This window comes from Ruegeria sp. A3M17 (genome assembly GCF_003318255.1).
GTDB lineage: Bacteria > Pseudomonadota > Alphaproteobacteria > Rhodobacterales > Rhodobacteraceae > Ruegeria.
The window spans coordinates 283,605-302,478 of the sequence record NZ_QOCF01000014.1 but is presented as its reverse complement, the minus strand read 5'-3'; the positions used below and the strand labels follow the sequence as shown (position 1 = coordinate 302,478).

At 57.3% G+C, this 18,874-nt stretch carries 18 protein-coding genes; 5 read left to right on the top strand and 13 right to left on the bottom strand.

The genetic code is table 11. From position 1 onward, the window contains the following. Nucleotides 1-56 precede the first annotated feature (56 nt). From gloB to DS906_RS08870, 3 genes are all read left to right on the top strand, one after another. Complete coding sequence (gloB, locus tag DS906_RS08880; RefSeq protein ID WP_113789826.1) at nt 57-824, top strand: hydroxyacylglutathione hydrolase; 768 nt, start codon at nt 57-59, stop codon at nt 822-824. A 172-nt stretch (nt 825-996) separates the two neighbouring features. Next, nucleotides 997-3,321, top strand: a complete 2,325-nt coding sequence (clpA, locus tag DS906_RS08875; RefSeq protein WP_113789825.1) for an ATP-dependent Clp protease ATP-binding subunit ClpA — start codon at nt 997-999, stop codon at nt 3,319-3,321. A gap of 138 nt (nt 3,322-3,459) precedes the next feature. Beyond that, a complete protein-coding gene (locus DS906_RS08870) occupies nt 3,460-4,347 on the top strand; it encodes a YHYH protein (RefSeq protein ID WP_113789824.1) in 888 nt (295 codons plus the stop codon). A gap of 25 nt (nt 4,348-4,372) precedes the next feature. Here the strand turns inward: DS906_RS08870 and DS906_RS08865 are convergent, their stop codons facing one another. The 3 genes from DS906_RS08865 to DS906_RS08855 all read right to left on the bottom strand — a co-directional run bounded on the left by DS906_RS08865 (nt 4,373) and on the right by DS906_RS08855 (nt 7,855). Then, nucleotides 4,373-6,073 carry a peptidoglycan -binding protein gene (locus DS906_RS08865; protein WP_113789823.1) on the bottom strand — a complete coding sequence of 567 codons (1,701 nt, stop codon included), beginning with the start codon at nt 6,071-6,073 and terminating at the stop codon, nt 4,373-4,375. Between the two features lie 3 nt (nt 6,074-6,076). Further along, nucleotides 6,077-7,255 carry a biopolymer transporter ExbB gene (locus tag DS906_RS08860; RefSeq protein WP_113789822.1) on the bottom strand — a complete coding sequence of 393 codons (1,179 nt, stop codon included), beginning with the start codon at nt 7,253-7,255 and terminating at the stop codon, nt 6,077-6,079. Between the two features lie 69 nt (nt 7,256-7,324). Next, nucleotides 7,325-7,855, bottom strand: a complete 531-nt coding sequence (locus DS906_RS08855) for a gamma-glutamylcyclotransferase (protein WP_113789821.1) — start codon at nt 7,853-7,855, stop codon at nt 7,325-7,327. 67 nt (nt 7,856-7,922) lie between these two features. Here DS906_RS08855 and DS906_RS08850 point away from each other — a divergent pair, with 67 nt between their 5' ends. Further along, the gene (locus DS906_RS08850) at nt 7,923-8,924 is read left to right on the top strand and encodes a DUF2125 domain-containing protein (protein WP_113789820.1); all 1,002 of its coding nucleotides are present in this window, start codon (nt 7,923-7,925) and stop codon (nt 8,922-8,924) included. Here the strand turns inward: DS906_RS08850 and DS906_RS08845 are convergent. The 4 genes from DS906_RS08845 to DS906_RS08830 all read right to left on the bottom strand — a co-directional run bounded on the left by DS906_RS08845 (nt 8,921) and on the right by DS906_RS08830 (nt 13,236). Next, entirely contained in the window at nt 8,921-9,706 is a 786-nt protein-coding gene (locus DS906_RS08845; RefSeq protein ID WP_233494737.1) for an extensin family protein, read from the bottom strand. The two genes, DS906_RS08850 and DS906_RS08845, sit on opposite strands and share 4 nt — an antisense overlap. A gap of 47 nt (nt 9,707-9,753) precedes the next feature. Then, nucleotides 9,754-10,674 carry a prephenate/arogenate dehydrogenase family protein gene (locus DS906_RS08840; RefSeq protein ID WP_113789818.1) on the bottom strand — a complete coding sequence of 307 codons (921 nt, stop codon included), beginning with the start codon at nt 10,672-10,674 and terminating at the stop codon, nt 9,754-9,756. Next, a complete protein-coding gene (gene hisC / locus DS906_RS08835; protein ID WP_113789817.1) occupies nt 10,671-11,756 on the bottom strand; it encodes a histidinol-phosphate transaminase in 1,086 nt (361 codons plus the stop codon). Before hisC ends, DS906_RS08840 begins: the two co-directional genes overlap by 4 nt. 64 nt (nt 11,757-11,820) lie before the next feature. Then, nucleotides 11,821-13,236: an aminotransferase class V-fold PLP-dependent enzyme gene (locus DS906_RS08830; protein WP_113789816.1), complete on the bottom strand. Its 1,416-nt coding sequence runs from the start codon at nt 13,234-13,236 to the stop codon at nt 11,821-11,823. 103 nt (nt 13,237-13,339) lie between these two features. Between DS906_RS08830 and DS906_RS08825 the strand changes: the two genes are divergently transcribed. Continuing rightward, nucleotides 13,340-13,801, top strand: coding sequence for an Lrp/AsnC family transcriptional regulator (locus DS906_RS08825; protein WP_113790031.1), 462 nt, complete (start codon nt 13,340-13,342; stop codon nt 13,799-13,801). A 279-nt stretch (nt 13,802-14,080) separates the two neighbouring features. On the opposite strand, the gene rpsD is transcribed toward DS906_RS08825, so the two are convergent. The 6 genes from rpsD to DS906_RS08790 all read right to left on the bottom strand — a co-directional run bounded on the left by rpsD (nt 14,081) and on the right by DS906_RS08790 (nt 18,840). Next, nucleotides 14,081-14,701 carry a 30S ribosomal protein S4 gene (gene rpsD / locus DS906_RS08820; protein WP_113789815.1) on the bottom strand — a complete coding sequence of 207 codons (621 nt, stop codon included), beginning with the start codon at nt 14,699-14,701 and terminating at the stop codon, nt 14,081-14,083. 200 nt (nt 14,702-14,901) lie between these two features. Then, nucleotides 14,902-15,402 (bottom strand): hypothetical protein, encoded by a 501-nt coding sequence (locus tag DS906_RS08815; RefSeq protein ID WP_113789814.1) that lies wholly within the window; start codon nt 15,400-15,402, stop codon nt 14,902-14,904. 416 nt (nt 15,403-15,818) lie between these two features. After that, complete coding sequence (locus DS906_RS08810) at nt 15,819-16,550, bottom strand: hypothetical protein (RefSeq protein ID WP_113789813.1); 732 nt, start codon at nt 16,548-16,550, stop codon at nt 15,819-15,821. A gap of 381 nt (nt 16,551-16,931) precedes the next feature. Then, nucleotides 16,932-17,120: a hypothetical protein gene (locus DS906_RS08805; RefSeq protein WP_147235225.1), complete on the bottom strand. Its 189-nt coding sequence runs from the start codon at nt 17,118-17,120 to the stop codon at nt 16,932-16,934. 278 nt (nt 17,121-17,398) lie between these two features. Next, a complete protein-coding gene (locus DS906_RS08795; RefSeq protein ID WP_233494736.1) occupies nt 17,399-17,626 on the bottom strand; it encodes an acyl-CoA dehydrogenase family protein in 228 nt (75 codons plus the stop codon). A gap of 194 nt (nt 17,627-17,820) precedes the next feature. Next, complete coding sequence (locus tag DS906_RS08790; protein WP_113789810.1) at nt 17,821-18,840, bottom strand: AraC family transcriptional regulator; 1,020 nt, start codon at nt 18,838-18,840, stop codon at nt 17,821-17,823. Nucleotides 18,841-18,874 lie beyond the last annotated feature (34 nt).

The following is an 18,874-nucleotide window of genomic DNA, read 5'->3' as shown; positions in this document are numbered from 1 at the left end:
ACACCCGGTCAATCGGCTTAGCTGGGCGCAGTCTAGCAACGAAAGGGCAAAAGGCCATGCCTCTTGAGGTCGTTACCATCCCATGTCTCAGCGACAATTACGCATTTCTGGCGCATGACGCCACAAGCGGCAATACCGCACTGGTCGACGCGCCCGAAGCCGGACCCATTCTGGCCGAGTTGGACAAGCGCGGCTGGACATTATCCCATGTTCTTCTAACCCATCATCATTGGGACCATGTGGATGGCCTGTCGGCCATTTTGGAAAAACACCCGGCCAAAGTTGTTGGCGCGGCTGCCGATGCGCACCGCCTGCCCCCGCTGGATCAGCAGGTCAGTGACGGCGATACGTTTGAATTCGGAAACGAGCAGATTCGGGTGCTGGATGTGTCCGGCCATACTGTTGGCCATGTCGCCTTCTACATGTCGGACAGCGCAGTGGTTTTCACAGCAGACAGCCTCATGGCTTTGGGGTGCGGGCGCTTGTTCGAAGGCACGGCACCGCAGATGTGGGCCTCTCTCAGCAAGTTGGCCGCGCTTCCCGATGAGACAATCGTATGCTCGGGTCACGAATACACGCAATCAAATGCAAAATTTGCGGTAACCGTCGATCCAACCAATACCGCACTGCAGAATCGTGTTGATGATATCAACCGCGCGCGCGCTGCCGGGCAACCTACGGTTCCTTCGACGATGGCGCTGGAAAAGGCCACAAACCCGTTTTTGCGAGCCGCTGACCCGGCGATTCAGGCGCATTTGGGTATGCAAAATTCGGACCCCGCAGAAGTTTTTTCTGAAATTCGGACTAGAAAAGACAGCTTCTAGTACCCAAATTGCCTTCCTCACGGCCACGGTCACGTGAAATGTGACTGTCAAGAGCAAGAAAACCCTTGAAGCCGGGCCACGATCAACCAAACTCTAATAGTATGAGGACATGGTTGGGATGGGGTTCCGGCCGAAGCCTGCCCCTTTCGACCCAAGACAGAGGAGCACCCGCGTGCCTTCATTCTCGAGCACATTAGAACAAGCCATCCACGCGGCCTTGGCGGCTGCGAATGAACGGCGTCACGAATTTGCAACGCTAGAGCATCTGCTTCTGGCGTTACTGGAAGAACCTGACGCCATCCGCGTCATGAAGGCCTGCAGCGTCGATCTGGAAGAACTGCGCAGCACTCTGGTCGAATTCATTGACGAAGATCTATCCAATCTGGTCACGGATATCGACGGTTCTGAGGCCGTTCCAACGGCCGCTTTCCAGCGCGTCATACAACGCGCGGCGATCCACGTCCAAAGCTCGGGCCGGACCGAAGTGACCGGTGCAAACGTTCTGGTCGCCATCTTCGCCGAACGTGAAAGCAATGCGGCCTATTTCCTGCAAGAGCAGGACATGACGCGCTATGACGCGGTTAACTTCATCGCGCATGGCGTGGCCAAAGACCCTGCCTACGGCGAAAACCGCTCGGTATCCGGCGCGGATCAGGTCGAGGAAGAGGCTCAACCTGGCGTCACCGAAGGCGAGCAAAAGGAAAGCGCGCTTGGGAAATACTGCATTGACCTGAACGCTAAATCGCGCGCAGGCGATGTCGACCCGTTGATCGGCCGTGCTGATGAGGTTGAGCGTTGTATTCAGGTCCTGTGCCGCCGCCGCAAGAACAACCCGCTGCTGGTGGGTGATCCCGGCGTGGGCAAGACCGCCATCGCCGAAGGTCTGGCGCGCAAGATTGTTGGCGGCGAAGCGCCAGATGTGCTGTCTGAGACCACCATTTATTCTCTCGACATGGGTGCTCTGCTGGCTGGTACCCGATATCGCGGCGACTTCGAAGAACGCCTGAAGGCGGTTGTGACCGAGTTGGAGGACCACCCCGACGCGGTGCTGTTCATTGATGAAATTCACACCGTGATCGGTGCCGGTGCCACCTCGGGTGGTGCGATGGATGCGTCGAACCTGCTGAAGCCCGCCCTGCAGGGCGGCAAGCTGCGCACCATGGGCTCGACCACGTACAAGGAATTCCGCCAGCATTTCGAAAAAGATCGCGCGCTTGCGCGACGGTTCCAGAAGATCGACGTAAGTGAGCCATCGGTCGAGGACAGCGTGAAAATTCTGCGCGGTCTGAAACCCTATTTCGAAGAACATCACGAGATCAAGTATACCGCCGATGCGATCAAGACCGCGGTAGAACTGTCGGCCCGCTACATCAACGACCGTAAACTGCCCGATAAGGCCATCGACGTAATTGACGAGGCTGGCGCGGCGCAGCATCTGGTGGCCGAGAGCAAACGGCGCAAGACCATCGGGGTCAAGGAAATCGAAGCGGTCGTCGCCAAGATCGCCCGCATCCCGCCCAAGAACGTCACCAAAGACGATGCCGAGGTACTGAAAGACCTCGAGGCTTCGTTGAAACGTGTCGTATTTGGTCAGGATCTGGCAATCGAGGCGCTGTCCAGTGCAATCAAGCTGGCGCGTGCCGGTCTGCGTGAGCCTGAAAAGCCCATCGGCAACTACCTGTTCGCTGGCCCGACCGGTGTAGGTAAAACCGAAGTTGCGAAACAGCTGGCGGATACGCTGGGTGTTGAACTGCTGCGGTTCGACATGTCGGAATACATGGAGAAGCACGCGGTTTCCCGTCTGATCGGTGCGCCTCCGGGTTATGTAGGCTTCGATCAGGGTGGCCTGCTGACCGACGGTGTCGACCAGCACCCGCATTGCGTGTTGCTGCTGGACGAGATCGAAAAGGCCCATCCGGACGTGTTCAACATCCTGTTGCAGGTGATGGACCACGGTGAGTTGACCGATCACAACGGACGTACGGTGAATTTCCGTAACGTGGTGCTGATCATGACGTCCAACGCAGGCGCGCAGGAACAGGCCAAGGCCGCCATCGGCTTTGCCCGTGATCGTCGCGAAGGCGAAGACACCGCCGCAATCGAGCGGATGTTCACGCCGGAATTCCGCAACCGTCTGGACGCTGTGATCTCATTCGCGCCGCTGCCAAAAGAGGTCATCCTGCAGGTTGTGGAGAAATTCGTTCTGCAGCTTGAAGCGCAGTTGCTGGATCGCAATGTGACCATCGACTTGACCCCCAAAGCCGCCGAATGGCTGGCGGACAAAGGGTATGACGACAAGATGGGTGCACGTCCTCTGGGCCGTGTCATTCAGGAACACATCAAGAAACCACTGGCCGAGGAGTTGCTGTTTGGCAAGCTGGCCAAAGGTGGTGTGGTCCGCGTGTCTGTCAAGAAAGGCGATTTGAACTTGGATATCCTTGGCCCCGATCAGCCAAGAATTCCGGGCGACAAACCTCCGCTTTTGACCGCGGATTAAGACGCCGCATTCGCCTAACAAGTCTAATCGCCCGGTTGTTCAGCAGCCGGGCGATTTCGTTTCGGCCACAAACTTTTTCGACGGAACAGCCAAACCTGCGCGTTTCATTATCACTGATGAATTGCAAAGGGGATTTTGATGACCAAAACCGTCGCCGTTTGGAGCGTAGCATTCGCCCTTTCCGCCGTTGCCGCCATAGCAACCGCTCAGCATAGATTTCGGTATCACGACGAGACAGAAACGCAGCCACTGCGCCTGCAGGCCGCAACGGTTGATCCGGGGCACAACCAGTCTGAAATCTCTGAGACCCGCAAAAGTATACGCGTCTCAGCCAACGGGATCCCCGATCACCTCGTCGGGCGCTTTCCGAACCAAGGCAACCCGCACAGCATTTCCGAGCAAGGCGTCAACTTGAAAGTTCCGACGAACCCGAAATCCAATGGGTCCACCACCCCGCTTGAAATGGGATGGAACTTTGGTGTGTCTCTGAACGGCGTCGTGTTCGACCCGCTGGCCGCAGAATTCTGGCAGGGCAATCCCCGCTCGGGTTGGTCCTACAATGCACTTGGGGGCGCGGTCACACTGGGGTTCGACGAAAACTACGCCCATGTGCAACCCAACGGAAAATACCATTATCACGGCATCCCCACGGGTTTTATTGAGCTGCTGAACTATAAACCCAACCGACATCCACCGCTGATCGGATATGCCGCTGACGGCTTTCCGATCTATGCGATGACCGGCGTTGTGGATGGGAAAGTGGCGCAAATGAAGTCGTCGTACAGATTGAAAAGCGGCAACCGCCCTGGAGGAAACGCGCCCGACGGAAAACATGATGGCACGTTCAATGAGGACTACGCCTACGTAGCAAGCGCCGGAAATCTGGATGAATGTAACGGAGCCTTTACGATTTCGCCTGAATATCCATCTGGAACGTACGCTTATTTCCTGACTGAAAGTTACCCGGTCATCCCGCGCTGCTTTGCGGGCACGCCTGATAGCAGCTTTCGGTTCGGTCGTCGCTGACCCGGATTCTTAACGAGTGTCTCGGTTACCTTTCGGTGAGTTTCAGCTCGATCCGGCGGTTTTGCGCCCGGGCCTCCGGGGTGTCTGCCGGGTTTACGGGCTGGAACTCACCAAAACCGTTTGCGGCCAATCGGCTCGGCGGGATACCCAGCGCATCGACCATGTAGCGCACCACGGACAAGGCACGGCCCTGACTAAGTTCCCAATTGTCGCGATAGCGCCCGGAACCGGCCAGCGGCACGTTATCAGTGTGACCATCGACGCGGATCACCCAGTTCAGGCCTTCGGGAATTTCAGCCGCCACGCTGCGCAGGATATTGGCCACTTTGGCGATGTCCTGCTGCCCGGCCGGTGACAAGACGGCCGAACCCGTGTCAAACAGGACCTCGGACGAGAACACAAAACGGTCGCCTTCGATCCGAACGCCCTCCTCATCCCCAAGCACGTCGCGCAGTCTTCCAAAGAACTCTGACCGATAGCGCTGCAGGTCTTCGGCCTGCGCCGCCAGTTCCTGATTTTGTCCAGACAGAGCTTCGGCCTCGGCTTCAAGCCGGACACGCTCAGCCTCTTCCAGCAAACGTCGGCGGCGTTCCTCCGAAGCCGCGCGGGCCAAAGCTGCGTTCAGGTCCTGACCGAGGGTCTGAATTCGAATGTCCGAAGCTGCGTTTCGTTCTTCATAGTCGTCCAACAACGCCTGCAACCCGCCAAGTTGTTGGCGCAGCGCCGCCATCTGTTGATTCAACAACGCCGTCTCTCGCTGCGCTTTTGCGGAAATCGTTTTCTCAGCTGAGATCGCTTCACGGGCCACAGCCAATAGGTTTGCACGCTCTTCAGCCAGTGAGCGTTGCGATTGTGCCTCGGCCTGCACCTCGGTCTGCGCAGCCAAAGCGGCTTGTAGTTGCGCCTGCAACTCGTCCGCATCCAGCGCACCAAACTGACGCTCAAGCTCGGCCCTGGCGGCTTGTGCTGCGGCAAGCAGGGTCAGTGTATCCTCAGCTTCTTTGCGCTGCGCTTCCAATGCCAGCGTCATCGCCGTCAACTCGGCATCCGCGTTCTGCAGACGATTGCGCAGGTTCTCGGCAGCGGCAGCCTCGGCCAGCTTGGCGGCCTCTTCCGCGCTGAGTTGGTTTTCCAGTTCACTGATCCGGGTGGATTGCGCAGCATCACTTTGTTCGAGATCCGCAACCAACGCCTCCAGCGCCTCGCGTTGAGCGGCTGCCAGCCGGGCGGCTTCGGCCTGTTCGTCGATCTCGGACCGGCTTTGCGCCAGCGCGAGGTTCAGCGCATCTTGGTCCTCCAGCAACTTGGCGCGCTGGGATTCCAGTGTTGCAATCGCGCCGCGTGCCCGCTCCTGATCCGTCAGAAGTGCGGCGACCTGCGCCTCAAAATCCGTGATACGCGCCTGCGACAAAGCCAAGTCCACTTCGGCCCGCGCCAGCGTATCTTCAGTTTGCGACAGGGTCGTGTTCAGCGCGCCAAGGCGTGCCTCTAGACGATTATTCTCACGCTCCTCCAATCCCAATGCCCCGGCCAGCGCTGCGACTTCATCTGACAGGGCGGTCAGTTCGTCCTCTTGCCCGGAAATGGTTTCGCGCAACACGAACTGCACCACCATAAAGATGGTCAGAACGAAGGTCAGCACCATCAGCAGCCCGGTGATCGCGTCAACAAAACCCGGCCAAACCGAGCCCTGAAAACGTTGACCTGTGCGGCGGGACAGAGCCATGGATTACTGTCCTTCCGGAGTGGAGCGCACGGCGCCTCGGGGCAATGTCAGGGCTTTGACCAGCAATTCGATATCCTTGCGCAGTTCGCTCATGCTTTCCTGACGGCCGGCCGAGATTTCTTCGAGGATGCGCAATAGCTGTACGTCCATCGACCGCAGACGCATCCGGCTTTCGGCATCAATACCTTCACCTGTCATCTGATCGCGCATGTGATCCAGAAGGGCGTCCTGCCCAAGGGCCACGCGCTCCAATGCGGCTGTCACCCCTTCGGATTCAGACTGTCGCACATTCATCTCACCAATCGCATCAACCAATTGGCCCAGTTTGACCGATACGGCGGCACGATCAGCCTCTTGCCCCGAAAACAGATCTTGCAGCGCATCCATCTGTTCGGACATCGCGTCCAGAACGGGTGTCAGGACCGCAATCTCGGCCCCACCTTCCTCGGCGGCGGCAAAACCAACACGGGTGATTGAGGACAACCATTCCTCAAGCTCGCGGTAGAACCTGTTCTGGCCGTGACCCGTGAACAGTTCCAGCAAACCGACGATCAGCGATCCCGCAAGGCCCAAAAGAGACGAACCAAATGCCACGCCCATACCTTGTAACTGGGCCTCAAGCCCCACCATCAGGCGGTTGAACACGGCCAGCCCTTCTTCGCCCTCTTGCGGGTTCAGGCTGCGGATCGTGTCAACGATGGCCGGAACCGTAGTCGCCAGGCCAAAGAACGTGCCCAAAAGGCCCAGATATATCAGGACATTGGTAATATAGCGCGTGATCTCACGCTCTTCCTCAACGCGTTCCGCGACCGAATCCAGGATCGACCGGGTCGAACTGGAACTGATCTGTGACCGTGCACCACGTTCGCGCAACAATGACGCCAAAGGCGCCAGCAATTGCGGTGTGCGCGCGTCTTCACGGACAACGCCCCCAACAAATGCCTCAATCCACCGAACCGAGCCAATCAGCTGTGTTACCTGAAAGAAACAGGCGAATACGCCGATTATGAAAACCAGAATGATAAAGCCGTTCAGGTACGGGTTAGCCTGAAACACCGGCAGTACATAAGGCAGCGCCATGAAGACGCCCAATCCCGCCAGGCCAATTGCGACCAACATCATCACAATCTGACGGATGGGATGCGAGAAATGGGGTCTCGCGCCCTGATGTGCCTGCGCCATGCGCGTGTTTCCCGATTTTTGCCTGCTCTGGCTTGAATCTAGCCAAAATCCGCCGGTGACGCCAAGGGTTTATGCTGTGATGCTGCGCACCCGTTGCGCTAACCACTCAAGATCGGGATCGCGCAGGTCAATCTCGGCCAGATGTTCCGCAGTATTATACAGGTATTCCGTATTCGGTCCGCGCCCGCCGACCGCATGTGCAATGATCTGCGCCTGCTCCTCTAACGGCATACCACCACAGTATTGGACGTGGTCTGCGTCGATCACATAGGTCACGGCGGTGATGACCTCGCCAGTGTTCAGATGCACATCAAGGTTTTTCTCGACATAGGCGGATGAGATCAGCTCGCGCTCGCGCAGTTCTTGAAGGGTCCGTTCTTCATGGCCAGCTTCGACCGCAAGCGCCAAGCCCGTGCAATTGGCGTCGGCCTGTTCGTCCAGCGCCAGCACCAGACCCGGATGTTCCTCGGTCCCGCGGTGGTGGATCGAGCTCATGCAAAAGGACCGCGCATACCCATGCAACGTGGCGTGTTCGCTTCGGGCCACCGGAAAACCCGGATTCCACAGCAGCGATCCATATCCGAAAACCCACATCGTCATAGCTCTGGTCCTTGCCCGTTTCGGCCTATAAACATCAAATTCAACGCGGGAAAAAGGGCCAACTGCCATGCGCGGTCTAATACGAGTAGTCATTTTCTTAACGGTTATCTGGAGCGCCTATTGGTTCGTCGCCGGATTCGGATTGCGCAATGCAATCACCGCCTGGTTCGACAAACAGCAGGAACAAGGTTGGCAGGCCGACTTTTCCGATGTTTCAACAGCTGGGTATCCGTTGCGCCACATTACGCGCCTGAACAGCCCGGCGCTGGCTGATCCAGTCAACGGCACCGCATGGAGCGCCGATTGGATCGAATTCCAAAGCCCTGCAATCTGGCCGGGACGTCAGGTGCTGCGCTTTGCTGACACCCCCCAGCGCCTGTCCTATTTTGATCAGACGGCAACCATCAAAGCCAGCGACCTGCAGGCCGAGCTGCAGCTACAGCCCGGTGTCGCGCTGGTACTGGAAAAAATGGCGTTGACTGCTGGTTCATGGCTGATCACCGACGATGCCGAAGCCCTGGCCGGAGGTGATACGCTGACGCTGGTCATGGAACAGACTTCTATTCCGGTGACCTATGCCATCGGCGCCCGTATTGACGGGTTCACCCCGGGTGACGGCCTGCGAGAATTGATGCGGTCGGCCACCACATTGCCGCAGGCGTTTGAGACGCTCGAGCTGGACATGACCGCCACGTTCAACAAGCCGTGGGATCGCACGGCATTGGAACAGGGCAGACCGCAACCGGTAATGATTGACCTGAACCTCGCCGAGATGAAATGGGGCGCTTTGCGTCTGTTTGCGGCAGGCGAGCTTGATATCGACCACCAGGGCATCCCAACGGGCGAAATTGCGGTCAAAGCTGAAAACTGGCGCGACATGATTGCCATGGCCAACGCCGCAGGTGCCCTGCCCGATCAGGCGGTTGATCCGGTGACACGCGCGCTGAACTTCATGGCCGGGCTGGGCGGCAATCCAAATGCACTAGACCTGCAGCTTAACTTCCGGGACGGTTTCGTGGCGCTTGGACCTTTGCCGCTGGGGCCTGCGCCCCGCTTGATCTTGCGTTAACGACAGTATGGCCCGCGACGATGGCGGGCTGTATCCAGATGGAAATGATCCCGGTGATACCGGTCTGCGTTTGGCCCCAATACGGTGCCAAACGGCCCGCATGCATCGCGCCAGATTTTGACCAGTTGTTTTTGTGACGGGTTCTTGCGCCAACCATTCAGGACCGTCACAACCTCTCCATCGGCCATCTTGAAGGCCGAGATATCAATCGCTCGGCCTTTTCCATGCTCGGAAATGCGGGCGCCCTTGCGGTTGTTACGCGTCCGGCACGCGTAGTGTGCGGCAACCTGCAATTGAACCACCGGCCCGCGTCGCTTGAACGTCGGCTTGACCGTTTTCTCAACCCACTTGTTCAGCGCAATTGCCGTTCCACAATCCATCGTGGAGGGACGGCTAAGCGTCACGCCTGAGACCGAGGTGATCTGAACAGCGTCCTTGATCCCACAAGCCTTGATCCTGCCCGGTACCTTCCCGACTGACTTGCCCTGAATATCGATGTCGCCGCACACCGATCCTTTACGCAGTTTGCGCTTTTTGAACAGCGCCTCCTGCTCCAGGGCTTTGGGCCGCAGATAAGGCATCAGCGACGTGTCCGGTCCAAGCAGAGGCAGCTCTGCAGGCCGTGCTGCTGCTGCCAAAACCTGTGGCGAATCCGGCCGCAATTCTGGGCGTATGGTTGCCGGAGGCAGCTGAGGCACTGCGCTGCTAAGGACCGCAAGTGTAGCCTGAGGTCGCGATATCGGTATTAACGAACGTTCCAGCGAACCAGCCTGAGTTGACATTGCGCAAAGCGCTGCAAATCCGGTCAGAATGGTTCTCCAGCCCTGCGTCATGGGTTCGTTTTTCCCCGTCCGAAATCAGGCGCATCCGTATCCTGGCCAGCATCAATGATGCCGCGGCGGATGGCGCGCGTACGGGTGAAATAGTCGAAAAGCTGCTCGCCGTCACCTGTTCTGATCGCGCGCTGCAGTGCGAACAATTCTTCGGTGAACCGGCCAAGGATCTCCAGCGTCGCATCCTTATTGGTCAGAAACACGTCGCGCCACATGGTTGGGTCCGAGGCCGCGATGCGGGTGAAGTCTCGGAATCCAGCGGCGGAATACTTGATGACCTCGGTATCGGTGACCCGGCGCAGATCATCCGCAACGCCCACCATCGTATAGGCGATCAGGTGCGGCGCGTGCGATGTGACAGCCAGAACCAGATCATGGTGATCCGCGTCCATCTCATCGACGTTTGACCCCAAACCTTCCCACAGTGCCCGCAAACGGGCAATGGCATCCGGGTCCGAGCCTTCAACCGGGACCAAAAGACACCAGCGGTTGTCAAAGAGTTCTGCAAAACCCGATTCCGGACCAGAATGCTCAGTCCCAGCCAGCGGGTGCGCGGGGATGAAATGCACACCTTCCGGGATTTCCGGCCCAACGGCCTGAATAACGTGACGCTTGACCGAGCCGACATCTGTCACCGTCGCCCCGGGTTTCAAGACAGGTGCAATATCTTTTGCAACAGCGCCCATCGCGCCGACAGGAACACAGAGAACGACCAGATCCGCGCCCTCGACCGCTTCTTGCGCGGTATCGCATACACGGTCGCACAGGCCAATGCGCCGGGCCGTGTCACGTGTCGCCTCGGACCGGGCATAGCCGGTCACTTCGCCAGCAAGCCCGGCGCGTTTGATCGCCCAGAACATGGACGAGGCGATCAGGCCCAGCCCGATCAATGCCACACGGTCGTAAACTTGGGTCATGCGGTGCCCCCTTTGAACGCGGTGATGGCCGCAACAACACGGCGGCAGGCTTCTTCGTCGCCCACGGTGATCCGCAGGGCATTTGGCAAGTTGTAGCCCGCCACACGGCGCACGATCAAACCTTGAGTCTTGAGATAGTCGTCGCACGCCTCCGCCTCGGCACGATCGGCAAAGCGGGCCAGGATAAAGTTGGTGCAGGACGCATCCGACGGAACCCCGATCTTGGCCAGTTCTTCCGACAGCCACACCCGCAGGCGCGCATTTTCAGTCTGACAGAAGGACAGGAATTCCATGTCATTCACCGCGGCCTCTGCGGCAACCAAAGCGGTCAAAGACAGATTGAACGGCTGACGCACCCGGTTCAGCACGCCTATGATCGACTGCGCGGCATAGCCCCAGCCGACACGCATCCCACCCAGACCGTACACCTTGGAAAAGGTGCGCGTCATAATCACGTTGTCAAACCGGTCTACCAGCGATGCACCGCCGTCGAACCCGTCGACAAACTCGGCATAGGCCCCGTCGATCACTATCAGGCAGGTCTTGGGCAATGCCTCGGCCAGACGCAGCAGTTCAGCCTCGGGGATCATGGTCGAGGTTGGGTTGCCCGGGTTGGTCACAAACACGATGCGGGTTTGGTCGTTCACGGCGGCCAGAATGCTGTCTACGTCCACATGGCGATTGCACTCGGCCACCATCACCGGCGTCGCACCGGCCATGCGGGCGATGATCGGGTACATTGAAAACCCGTGCTCGGTATAGATGACCTCATCGCCCGGCCCGGCATAGGCCTGGGCAATGAATTGCAGCACTTCGTCACTGCCAACGCCGCAGATTAACCGCGCCGGGTCCAACCCGTGCCGTTCGCCAATCGCTGCGCGCAAGCTGGCGTGGTCGGTGCTGGGATAACGATGCAGCGTCACCGCACTATCGCGCACGGCCTCGATCGCCTTGGGGCTGGGACCAAACGGGTTTTCGTTGGAGCTGAGCTTGATCACATGCTCCACCCCCGCCACATGCGACTGGCCGCCCTGATAGAGCGCGATGTCCATAATGCCGGGCTGCGGGGTGATCTTGTTCATAAGAGGCTCCGTTGTTGGAGCCTCTCATACCCGTCTCAACGCGTTGAGAAAAGCGGCAATTCCGTCACGCCGCTTTGAAGCGGGCGGTCGCCGGGTCGGCGTTGTAATAAGGGGCGAATTCCTCTGTCCTACGGGACAGATCATTAACGCTGTCGATGATGAATTGAACCGTCTCTTCTCTCATCAGATACGAGAAGTTCAGCCGCACCCAACCGGGTTTCTTCATCTCTTCCCCCGCAGACAGGGCCGCATGCAATTCGGCGGACATTTCGCGGTCGATATCCAACAGACGATGCGCATAAGGGCCGGCACAGGCGCACCCGCCGCGTGCCTGAATGCCGTAAATGTCGCTGAGCATCCGTGTAAACAGCTGCTGGTGCACCGGCTGGCCGGAGTTGTCCCGCACAAGGAAAGAGTAGATCGGCAGGCGATGTGGGTTGTCCGTGCCCAGCAGGGTCAGGTTTGGATTGTCCCCCCACCCTTTCATTGCCATTTCATTGTACCGGGCCTCGCGCTTGGCGATCTCATCTGTACCGACAACGTCCTTGACGATGAAAGCCAATGCGGCGCGGATATCCCCAATCACATTGGGCGTGCCCGCCTCTTCCCGCGTGGCCAGATCATCGCTGTAGTCGTGCCGCCAAGGCGATACAAAGCTGACCGTGCCACCACCGGGCCAACTGGGACAGGTGCGGCGAACGGCGTTCTGGTCGACGATCAGCACGCCTGACGCGCCCGGTCCGCCCGGGAATTTATGAGGCGAGACGACGATGGCGTCCTTGCGCGCATCCTCTGGCCCCATGCCCATCGGTAGGTAGGGTCCGCCACCGGCATAGTCCCAGATCGACACGGCCCCATGTGCCTTAAGCAGCCGGGTGATCGGATCCGGGTCAGTGATGATGCCCGTCACGTTAGACGCCGCCGAGAAGGAACCGATGATCAGATCGGAGCCAGCATTATCCACCAATGCCTGCTCCAACGCACTCAGATCGACGCCGCCTTCGGGCGCTTCGGGAATTTCGATGACCTGCGCCTTGCTTTCCCGCCAAGGCAGGATGTTCGAATGATGCTCATACGGCCCGATCAAAACAACCGGCCGGTCAGCCCCTTCAACTCCCATCAAGCTGACCAGCCGGTTAAGACCCGCAGTGGCGCCGGACCCGGTAAAGATCACCGCGTCCTCTTCCCTTGCTCCAACAATGCGGGCAATTTCTGCGCGCGCTTCGCGGCGCAGACGGGTCATGTAAGACCCGCAATAGGAGGCTTCGGTGTGGCTGTTGGCATAAAAAGGCAGCACCTCATGGGCGACAAAATCCTCTACCTGCTGTAGCGCACGACCCGAAGCGACGTAGTCCGCATAAACCAGCGGCACGTCCCCATTCAGACCGGGGATCAGAACATTCTCTCCGATCAGCCCATCGCGCAGGCTTGAATTGCGAGTGGTGGATTGGAGGTCTGCGCGAAATTTGGACAAGGTCATGATTAGTTCTCCGTATTGCACTATCAAATATGATTGAATGAGCATGCAGAAACTTCACCTTTCTTTTGGTAGATTTATAAAATTTCGTGTCATATGCTTCGATATGGCGGAAAAACTAGATCAAATTGACAAGCGCATCCTTCGCGAACTTCAAACAGACGCAACACTGTCGCAGCGTGAGTTGGCAGACCGAGTCGGATTGTCGCAAAATGCCTGTTGGCGGCGGCTGAAGGCGTTGAACGAAAATGGCGTCATTATCGGTTCGACCGCGCGGATCGCTCGCGAGAAATTGGGACTGAGCCTTGTGGTCTTTGTTATGCTGCGCACCCGGCACCATTCGGCGGAATGGCTACAGGCCTTTCGAAGCCATGTCCTAACCATCCCCGAGGTGGTGGATTTTCACCGCATTGGTGGCGACTATGACTATCAGTTGAAAGTCGTCACGCAGGATATGACGTCGTATGACAAGGTGTATCAACGGCTGATCGACAAGGTCGAGCTGGACAGTGTGACCTCGTATTTTGCGATGGAGGCCATCGCCGAAAGCAGGCCGCTGCCAATTTGACTCAGCGCCTTCGGCGGGCTTGATCAGTGATCTGGCTGCAAGGCTGCTCGTAGGTTGAGACGCATTCAGTTCAAAATAGAGCTTGCGCAAGCCGAGCGTGAACTTCTGCATTCCCACCCAATACAGGCGTTCCGTTGGGGGACTTCGGTGGATATTTTTTGAAAACCCGAGATGCAACTTGCTGGATCAGCCTTCAAACCCAATACGCGTCGTCACATGACCAAACAAAAAAGGGCCGCGCAAACTGCGCGGCCCTGGAATTCTGGGTTTCGGCGAAGATTAGTTCTTCGCGTAGAATTCGACGACCAGGTTCGGTTCCATGACGACCGGGTAAGGCACATCGCCCAGGCCCGGCGCGCGAACGAAGGTCGCGGTCATTTTCGAGTGGTCGGCGTCGATGTAGTCAGGCACGTCACGCTCGGCCAGACCAGCGGCTTCCAGAACAACAGCCAGTTGCTTGGACTTGTCGCGTACTTCGATCACGTCGCCTTCTTTGACACGGTAGCTGGGGATGTTGACCCGCTGGCCGTTCACTTTGACGTGGCCGTGGTTCACGAACTGACGTGCAGCAAAGACGGTTGCAACGAACTTGGCGCGGTAGACAACAGCGTCCAGACGACGCTCCAGCAGACCGATCAGGTTTTCACCGGTGTCGCCGTTCACACGTACGGCTTCGGCGTAGATGCGGCGGAACTGCTTCTCGGTCAGGTCGCCATAGTAGCCTTTCAGCTTCTGCTTGGCTCGCAGCTGCAGACCGAAGTCCGACAGTTTGCCCTTGCGGCGCTGGCCGTGCTGGCCGGGGCCATATTCGCGACGGTTGACCGGGGATTTCGGACGACCCCAGATGTTTTCACCCATCCGGCGGTCAATTTTGTACTTGGCAGACGTGCGTTTTGTCACGGCTGATCTCCTTCTTTAGGTCGAGGCCCATACAGGCCACTATGAAGGGCGTTGTCCTCTTGAGGTTTCCCCCATGACAGGAATCCCCTTACGGGGCCCACCAACACCAATGAAGCCGCGCTTATATCCGCAGAACTGGCGGAGTCAACACGGCTGTGGATTTTTTGCTATTTGCGAATGCCGTCGGCCTGCTTGGCGTTTTAGTCTGCTATGCTTCGGACGCCCGCAACTGCGTTTTCCCAACTCTTATCCATCGGCGACCGCGTCGGGAAAGCGACAACGGTTTGGTCCGCGAGGCTGGAATTGCTTTCGCTTTCAAACTCGGTATACGCACTGACCCAGAATTCCTGATCGCGCGCGGGATACCCGTTTTCAAAAACCAGCGTTGGGTTTGCCTCTCCGGCAACCGAAAACAAGAGCGCCGTATACTTTCGCGCGCCATTGGTCAGAACGATACGACCCAGCGCTCCGTCCGCCAGATTCGGCGACGGCGCCATGCTGTTTTGCAATTTTGAGGAATACGCTTCGGCCTGGCCTGACAACACAAGGCCCTGCTCGGCCGGACTGGCCAATGAAAGAGCCTGCCCACGCCACGACCATGCGGCTCCGATTTTCAAAAAAGACTGAGGCGCCGCCTCAAGTCCGTTTAACTCTGTCTGCGTCCACGAAATGGATATGCGACCGCTGTCCCCGGCTGTCATTGTATCCGCCTGTACCTTTCAACAAATCACTGCTTACTGCACCTTCTTATCAGGACAGAATCTGGCGGAAAAGAGACCGAAGTGCAGCAATCACGTAAATGTTTCCGGTGTGTCAAGTCAAACTGATACTAAAAGTGAAATAAATTCAACCTTAGATTGTTTTTAAAAAAAGACGATGGACCAACCTCAAGAAAACGCAAAGCGATTCTCTACTCAAATATTTGTTTTAAAATTGCAAATTATACCTAGGGTATTCGCTCTTCATGCACCACCAATTCCCAGCGGTATTTCGGAAACCATGATATTCTGGTTCATCCAATCCTATCTGGGCATCCGATTTGAGCCGTCTGATCGTTGCATTACAGCAACAAAATTGGGCAGTGGTACCAATCTGGGCCAACCCTCGCTTCAACTCATCAATGGATGCCATTCGACCGCTTCAGCTTGTCCAAGTAAGCTCGTTTCGCGGCCGCTACCTCTTCATCGCTCAAATTCGATCGGTTCAGGTCCAGAAAATAGTCCGTGCCTCCGGCTGGCTGGACGTTCCGATTTTCACTTGTGATGAGCATATCGGATCTCACATTCAGAATGGAAAGTGCCTTGATGAGCGGGAAATCGTGATCGCCCAGCCCAGAAACGTTGGCAGATTCGACCTCGGCACGCGGTGAAACCGCTTCTTTCACCCGGCTCACCACCGCCTCAAGATCTGCACCCTGCTGCAACGCCCTCCCGTATTGTGACAGATCCTCGCGGATTCTGTGGCTGCGAAGGTTTTGCCAATACGTACTTCTGATCCAATCGGCCGCGTTTCTGGTCGTAAACAGAAAGATAATGCGATCCCCGGCATCAGTCAGGCGCGAAACCTCATCCAACAGAGTTTTGGAAAGAACGTGCGTTTGCTCATATGTCCAAACCCCTTTGCGACCGGGGATCAAACCAGCGAATTCTTCATTGCTGATCAGCAGGGGTTTGCCACTTCGGTCTGCAAACGGCTTAAGCGCCTCGCGAACGATTGCTCCGAAATTGCGAAGGGTGCGATCCTTGGGGGCGACCGCATACCGCCGCGCGACCAGGCTGGCTTCTTGCAAGTCATCAGGCAATAGAACATTCACGCGATCTTTCAGGTATTCCCGATTTTTCGAGAGCATCTTTTGCAGCGTCGTTGTGCCCGTTTTATGGAAACCCTGATGAATTGCGACCTTCAATACACTATGTCCCGTTCGTCCTTGGCCTGCGTGCTGTTGGGCTTTCAAATAAAAATGCCAAACCTGCTCAACGCAGGCTTGGCACTTCTTTGGTCAGACCAATTTGAAACCGACGCTGGATTTCACGACTGAAGCACCAACCCATTAGAACCCAGGTAACACGGAGGTCTCTCCGAAAATAAGGGGAAATTCTCTCCGCATTTTGAAACCGGCGGTCAAATCACCCACACGGCAAGGTCATTCCCGCCCACCGAAAAAGATCACTTGCCACAAAAAAGACCGCTCAATAGAGCGGTCTAGGTCGAAAATCTTTAGGATTTGTCGTTAGAGGTCGGAGATCCTGTAAAACTCGGCACCGGCAACCTCTGGATCCCACACTGGTCTGAGACCTTTGGCGATCAATTTTTTGCGTAGGCGTTCGGGCTCACGATTCCAATAGCCGTCAATGGCGGAGAGTTTTCGAAAGCAGCTCTCAAACTTGCGCAGGCTTTCGTAGTCTACCAGTTCGCGCATGACCCCCATGTGAAGAACCTGTCCGCTGGTTTCCAACACGGATTGGCCATCTGTTTCCTTTGCCTACAAGAGAAATCGCACGGTTTTAGGGAGGACACGTAACTCAAGTGACGCCTCCGAAATTGTTAATCCCGGTTGGCCCGACTTCGCGCCAAGCTTATTCGCGACTTCATCGCGGTTCACCAATACCGACCGAAACTTGAGGTCAGCCGATAGAAGTTCGACTTTCTTAAGGTGGCCATCTAACAACAACGACAGAACCTCCATTGAAGGGACTGTTAGGGCAGCCCCAGTTGTTCATAGACCTGAATGCCCTCGGACAGCGGCAAGCCCTGACCACCAAACTCCTCGGGGGCGTAGAGCCCCGTCAGGCCAGCGGCCCCGGCCTTGTCAGACGCATCACGGGGCCACTTCTTTTCGGCGTTCCAGGCGTCCACATTGGGCAGGATGACCTGCTCGGCGTGGTCGCGTGCGGCTTGGAGTATGGTGGCGAGTTTGTCTGACATTGGTCGGTCCTTTTGTGAGCGGCTCTTTTCACATAACGCCACACTTCGGCACCTGCTGAGCAGGCAGCGGGTCAAGCTTCTAGAGGAGAACCAGGTGAGAACGCCATGTATTAGGCAAAATCTAGCAGGAGAAACTTCTTCGCTCTATCTCGCGTGGTGACAGGGTATTGTCCAAAAGTGACAAAAAGCGCGTCTCAGATATTCGTCCTGCGATACGAACTGGGGGTGCTGCCGGTCCAGCGTTGAAAGGCCCGGTGAAAATTGGCAGCCGAGGAAAAGCCAACATCATGTGCAATTGTCTCAACGCTTTTGCGCCCAGCCTGCAGGTCGCGGATCGCGATGTCGCGGCGCAGGGCATCCTTGATCGCCTGAAATGACGTGCCATCCGCTTGCAACCTGCGGATCAGGGTGCGCGGGGTCATGTGCATGGCGGATGCTGTCTGGGTCAGGGTGGCCGCGTCCCATCCCGTTTGGCCCAGATATGTGCGCACCCGTAGCGATTGGGTATGCTCGCGCGAAGAGGTGAAGATCCAGTCCCGGGGCGCGTTTTGCAAAAACCGGTCAAGATCAGATGTGCTACGCGCTTGCACAGGGCCCAGAGCGTTCGGGGAGAAGGAGATCGCAGTGGCGGGTTGGCCAAACTGAAAGGGTGCGGGAAAGATAATCGCGTAATCCTGATCAAAGTTCGGGCGATCAAACGCGAAATCAACGGCCTTAACCGGAACCTCATGCCTTGCCAGCCAAGACAAAAGCCCATGGGCAAGTTTGAGGATCAGCATATGTCCAAACCGCTGAAGCGGCACTTCGCCCAGTGGTTTCAGGGTAAGCACCAACGCGTTATCGGCGTCCTCCAGATCAAACTGATAATCATCCAGCAACATGTTCCAGAACGTCGAAAATCGGTAGAGTGCCGATGAAAGAGATGTGGCCTCTCTGACAGTCGTCAAAAGATGTTGCAGGGCCCTTGGCCGGACGGGCCTGCTCCAAAGCCCCATCATCTCATCACCGGTCTCAACTGCGGCAAGTTGATAGAGACATACGATCTGATCCAGTGTGACGCGACCATTCGGCGAGCGCGTATCCGCATTCAGACCGGGCCGGTTTAGCAGCGACGCCATCTGCGCCTCTGGGCACAGGTCACGCAGCGCCGCCAGCCAGTCATCGACAAACTGGCTGGAAACCGTGGAAAGGATCGTTGGCGCGACATTGGTCATAACGCCTCAGGAGGTATCACCAATTCCGGGTGAC